Annotated in this window: 5 protein-coding genes and 1 pseudogene; all 6 read right to left on the bottom strand. The window is 70.2% G+C overall.

Annotated elements, in window-relative coordinates:
- The coding region (locus G3N93_RS33835; protein ID WP_206134918.1) for an ABC transporter permease at window positions 1-1,090 on the bottom strand (1,090 nt) is incomplete at its 3' end.
- The gene (locus G3N93_RS33830) at window positions 1,087-1,704 is read right to left on the bottom strand and encodes a DUF4126 domain-containing protein (RefSeq protein WP_011352729.1); all 618 of its coding nucleotides are present in this window, start codon (window positions 1,702-1,704) and stop codon (window positions 1,087-1,089) included. The genes G3N93_RS33835 and G3N93_RS33830, both read right to left, overlap by 4 nt.
- Window positions 1,705-1,915: 211 nt before the next feature.
- Window positions 1,916-2,236 (bottom strand): quaternary ammonium compound efflux SMR transporter SugE, encoded by a 321-nt coding sequence (sugE, locus tag G3N93_RS33825; protein WP_039370509.1) that lies wholly within the window; start codon window positions 2,234-2,236, stop codon window positions 1,916-1,918.
- Window positions 2,237-2,380: 144 nt separating this feature from the next.
- The gene (locus G3N93_RS33820; protein ID WP_206134917.1) at window positions 2,381-2,665 is read right to left on the bottom strand and encodes a DUF333 domain-containing protein; all 285 of its coding nucleotides are present in this window, start codon (window positions 2,663-2,665) and stop codon (window positions 2,381-2,383) included.
- 158 nt (window positions 2,666-2,823) lie between these two features.
- Window positions 2,824-3,522, bottom strand: a complete 699-nt coding sequence (gene kdpE, locus G3N93_RS33815; protein ID WP_039370506.1) for a two-component system response regulator KdpE — start codon at window positions 3,520-3,522, stop codon at window positions 2,824-2,826.
- Window positions 3,515-5,206, bottom strand: a pseudogene (locus G3N93_RS33810) (DUF4118 domain-containing protein); the annotation flags it as partial. The pseudogene G3N93_RS33810 and the gene kdpE, both read right to left, overlap by 8 nt.
- Window positions 5,207-5,272: the final 66 nt, after the last annotated feature.

The raw sequence follows: 5,272 nt of genomic DNA, 5'->3' as shown, positions 1-5,272 counted from the left end.
AGCCGAGCACCGCGCCTGCGGCGCCGGCCACGATCCCGATGCCGGCGAATTCGAGCGCGAACAGCGCGCCGAGCGTGCGACGGCTCACGCCGAGGCAGCGCATCGTCGCGCAGCCGTCGAGATGGCGCCGCATGTAGCGCTGCGCGGCCATCGCAATCGCGACCGCCGCGAGCAGCGCGGTGAGCAGTGCGACGAGCGTCAGGAAGTGACGCGCACGATCCAGCGTCTGCCGCACCTGTGGCTGGCCTTCCTGCAACGACTCCAGACCGACGCCGCGCAGTTTCCCGCCGTCGACACGTGCGTGTGCATACGCTTCGAAGCGTGTGACAGCCTGCTGGTCGCCGGCAACCAGCAGCCGGTACGTGACACGACTGCCATAGCCCGTGAGCCCCGTCGCGGCGAGCTCGTCTGCGCGCATCATGAGCCGCGGCGAAAAATTGACGAAGGAAAACCCGCGATCGAGTTCGCGGGAGATCGATGCGGCGACCTTGAACGTGCGCAGCCCGACACGCACCGTATCGCCCGCTTTCAGGTGCAACGCATCGAGCAGCGCCGGATCGGCCCACACGGTGCCGGGCGCGGGAATCTCGGCGGCCTTCTGCGCGGCGGCGGCGCCGGCCGGCAGGATCTCGACCGCGCCGCGCAACGGATAGCCGGGCGACACGGCCTTCACGGCCGCGAGGCGCGAGGGCGCCGCGTCGGTCGCCTGCCCGCCCGCGGCGGACGCGATCATGCTCGGGAAGATGGCGGTCGTCGCGGTACGCAGCCCAAGCGCGCGGGCCTGCTGGTCGAACGACGGATCGACGGGGCGATCGGCCCGCACGACGAAATCGGCGCCGAGCATCTGGCGCGCGTCGCGCTCGAGGCCCCGGCGCAGCCGGTCGGCGAGGAAGCCGACGCTCGTCAGCGCCGCGACCGCGAGCACCAAGGCAAGGACGAGCAACGTCAACTCGCCCGCGCGCCAGTCGCGCGCGGTCATGCGTGCGGCCTGGCGAATCAGGTCGCGCAGGCCGAAGCGGCCGGCATGCGCACTCACCTCATGGCCGGGTTGCCCGGCCGGCGGCTGCGCCGCGTGTTGCCGCCCCTTCAATCGCGCTTCCCCCCGATCGAGTTGAGCCGCGACACCATGTGGTTCGCCATGCCGCGAAAGCCGCCCGAGACACCACGCCACAGGCGCGGGAGCGCCCACGCGGACGCCGCGATGAAAGCGGCAAGCAGCACGAGGAACGCAAGCGGAACGAAGAACGCGAGCACGAGCCCGCCGACCACGAGGCCGTCCTCGGTCGACGATGCGATCCAGTTCGAAATCGGTTCGGGCGACAGGTTGATCATCGCGCGCGTGCCGGCCTTCGCCACGTGCGCGGCACCGGCGAGCGAGCCGCCCGCGAGCCCAGCAACCGCGAGCACGGTCGGATCGGCATGGCCAAGCGCGCCGGCTGCGAGCACGGCGCCAGCCGGAATGCGGATGAAGGTGTGCACGGCATCCCACAGCGAGTCGAACGCGGGGATCTTGTCGGCAAGGAATTCGGTAACGGTGAGCACGGCCGCGGCGCCGATGACCCACGGCGACATCAGGACGGCCAGCGTGTCGGGCAGGTGGAGCCAGCCGAACCGCGCCAGCACGCCGGCGATCAGCACCGTCAGGTACAGGCGCAGGCCGCTCGCCCACGCGAGCCCCGCGCCGAGCGAAATGGCTTCGATCATGGCCCTCTCCTTGCACTTTCCGTGCGCTTTGCCGATTGATCGGATCGAGGCGGACAGACCGGCCGCGCGGCGCGTGGCGACCGGCACCGCGTGCCGCGAGAAGCACGACGGTATTCAGGCCCGAATGCGTTCCATTATAGACAGGCTGGGCGGGCGGCCGGCGCAATTCCGCAGTGCGGCACCCGGGCGCGTGCGCACCCGGATGCGTTCGTCAGGCAGCCGACGACAGCTTGAGGCCGATCAGTCCCGCGACGATCAGTGCGGCGCTCGCGACGCGCGCGACGGTGAGCGCCTCGCCCATCATCACGATGCCGAACACGAAAGCACCGACCGCGCCGATGCCCGTCCACACCGCGTACGCGGTGCCGAGCGGCAACTGGCGCATCGCGACCGCGAGCAGCCCGAAGCTGGCCAGCGCCGTCACGATCGTAAACACCGACGGACCGAGCTTCGTAAAGCCGTCCGACGATTTCATGCCGGCCGCCCAGGCCACTTCCAGCAAACCGGCAATGAACAACAATACCCACGCCATCTCGACGTACTCCGTATCGGATGGGGCCGTCCCCGTTGAAGCGAATGACCCGGGGTCGTCCCCGGGCGGCGCCGAGTATAACAAGATGCTTACGGACGCGGCGCGTGGCCGGCGGCCGATCGGGGGCGCGACCGGCCGGGCCGGTCAGTTCGATACGCGCTTCGGCGTGGCGCCGCCGACGCAGCGGTCGTCGCGGTACAGCGCCCACTCCTCGCACACGCGGCCATCCTTGAACACGCACATGCCGACCTGCCCGCTCGACAGGTTGCGGATCGTGTGGCGGCCGCCGAGTTTGACGCAATTGACCGACGCGGGATTGGCCATCGCCTGCTGCTGCGACGACGGTTGCTGCCCGGGCGGCAGCGGTTGGGCGAACGCGCCAGACGCGGCAAGCGCCAGCGCACAGATGACGACCAGACGGACGGACATTGCACGCTCCTCGTTTTCGTTCGCGGAACGGTCAGGATAACGGGGAATGAGCGCCGGGTGTGCAACACGCGCGTCGGCCGCGAGACTGTCGCGCCGACGCAACCGTGCCGGCCCGCGACGTCACGCGCGCGGGCGTCGCTGCAGCCCGGCCGGGCCCGTCATGCGGCGCCGACGAGCCGGTAGCCGACACCCGTCTCGGTGACGATGTACTCGGGCTGCGCCGGGTCGCGCTCGAGCTTCTGGCGCAGGTGCGCCATGTAGATCCGCAGGTAATGGTGACTTTCGACGTGCGACGGCCCCCACACGTCGCGCAGCAGCTGGCGGTGCGTGAGCACGCGCCCCGCGTGCCGCACGAGCGTCGCGAGCAACCGGTACTCGAGCGGCGTCAGGTGCACGATCTCGTTGTCGCGCCACACCTGGCGCAGCGCGAGATCGACGGTCACGGTGCCGAAGGTCACCTTCGGCGACTCGTTCGCGCCGCCCTGGTTGCGCCGGCGCAGTTGCGCGCGAATCCGCGCACGCAGTTCGGACACGCCGAACGGCTTGGTCAGGTAATCGTCGGCGCCCGCGTCGAGCGCCGCGACCTTCTCTTCTTCCTGCGTGCGCGCGGACAGCACGATCACCGGCACCTCGGACCAGCCGCGCAGCTCGCGGATCACGTCGAGGCCATCGGTATCGGGCAGGCCGAGGTCGACGATCACGAGATCGGGCTTGCGCGTCGCCGCGTCGATCAGCCCCTGCTTGCCCGTCTCGGCCTCGAACACCGCGATGTCCTCCTCCTCGAGCGCGGCGCGCACGAAACGGCGGATCTGCTTTTCGTCCTCGATCAGGACGACGGTCAGGCTGGGTTCACTCATGATCTGGCAATGATTCGGATGGGGACGACGCACCCGGCACATCGGGTTCGTCGTCGGGTACGGCAGGCGCGGCCGGCGGTGTCTCGACCGGCAGCGTGAACCAGAAACGCGCGCCCGTCACGTGGCCGTCGGGTGCCGTACGGTTGAGCGCGCCGATTTTACCGCCGTGCGCCTCGACGATCGCGCGGCAAATCGCGAGGCCGAGGCCGATGCCCGGCGTCGCCGATTCCTTCTCGCCGCGCGTGAACTTGTCGAAGATGCGCGTTTCCATCCCGGCCGGCAGGCCGGGACCGTAGTCGTCGACGAGCACGCGCACGAACGGCAAGCCGTCTTCGGTCACGCGCTCGGCGCCGATGTCGAGCGGCGTATCGGCCGGCGTGTACTTCGCCGCATTCTCGAACAGGTTGGTGAACAGGCGCTCCATCAGCACCGCGTCCATCTGCAGGAGCGGCAGGTCGGCCGGCAGCACGACGCGCGCGGGATGGCGCGCCAGCACGCGTTTGCATGCGGCGAGTGCGGCGCCGACGGTTTCCTCGAGCAGCGACCACTGGCGCTTCAACTGCAGGCTGCCGGCCTGCAGCCGCGCCATGTCGAGCAGGTTCGTGACGATGCCCGTCATCCGCAGCGCCTCGTCGTGGATCGCGTCGACGAGCTCACCCTCGCGCTGCGCGAAGCGTTCGGCCGCCGCGGCATCGCCGCCCTGCGCGGCCGTGCGCCCGTTCGCGAGCATCGACGAGAAGCCGACGATCGTCGTGAGCGGCGTGCGCAGGTCGTGCGAGATCGCCGACAGCAGCGAGTTGCGCAACCGCTCGGATTCCATGCTGACGAGTGCATCGCGCGCGATCTCCACGTAGTGCACGCGCTCGAGCGCAAGCGCGATCTGCGCGGCGAACGCGTCGAGCATCCGCTGCTGCTCCGGGACCTCGAGTTCGCGCGGTTCGCGCGACGCCACCGCGAGCACGCCGCGCGTGCGCATCGGCGCCTTCAGCGGCAGGTACAGCGCGGCCGTCGCGGGCAACGTATCGGTGCCGCGGCCGGCCGGCTTCTGCTGGTCGTACACCCACTGGCCGACGTCGCTGTCGAGATCGGCGCCCGTCAGCGTGACGGCCGCATCGGGCTCCTCGATCTTCTGCCGCACCTTGTCCGCGCTGTCGGGCAGCAGGAACGCGACGCGCGCACGGAACACCTCGCCCACGTGGCGGCTGCCGATCTCGACGATCTGCTCGGTGGTCAGCGCCGCGCCCAACTCGCGCGCCATCGCGTAGATCGCGCCGGTGCGGCGCTCGCGGCGCTGCGCGACGCTCGCCTGGCGCGTAAGCGTCGACGTCAGGTGGCTGATCACGAGCGACGTCAGCAGCATCCCGAAGAAGGTCAGCAGGTATTGCGTGTCGCTGACCGAGAACGACATGCGCGGCGGTACGAAGAAGTAATCGAACGCGGCCACCGACAGGAACGACTGCAGCACGCCCGGGCCGCGCCCGAGCCGCACGGCCGAGAACACGACGCCGAGCAGGTACAGCATCACGAGGTTCGTGAGGTCGAGCCGCTCGGACACGAGGCTCGCGACCACCGTGATCGCCGCGCAGATCGCGGCCGCGTACACGTAGTGCCGCGGCGGCGAACGATGCGTGCCGAACTGCGCGAACGCATCGCGCCAGCCGCGCGCACGACCGTCGCGCGGGCTCCGAAGAGCGGCGTGCAGGGGAAGAGTGTGCGGCAGCGGCGCGAACGCGGTTGGTGCGAGATACTA

This window comes from Burkholderia sp. Se-20378 (assembly GCF_017104665.1).
Lineage (GTDB): Bacteria > Pseudomonadota > Gammaproteobacteria > Burkholderiales > Burkholderiaceae > Burkholderia > Burkholderia lata.
This window is presented reverse-complemented; position numbering and strand designations above follow the sequence as displayed.

What these genes read in the sequence shown, in the direction of transcription:
- G3N93_RS33830 (WP_011352729.1), bottom strand. Translation starts at nt 1,704, where the DNA reads ATGATCGAAGCCATTTCGCTCGGCGCGGGGCTCGCGTGGGCGAGCGGC.
- sugE (WP_039370509.1), bottom strand. Translation starts at nt 2,236, where the DNA reads ATGGCGTGGGTATTGTTGTTCATTGCCGGTTTGCTGGAAGTGGCCTGG.
- G3N93_RS33820 (WP_206134917.1), bottom strand. Translation starts at nt 2,665, where the DNA reads ATGTCCGTCCGTCTGGTCGTCATCTGTGCGCTGGCGCTTGCCGCGTCT.
- kdpE (WP_039370506.1), bottom strand. Translation starts at nt 3,522, where the DNA reads ATGAGTGAACCCAGCCTGACCGTCGTCCTGATCGAGGACGAAAAGCAG.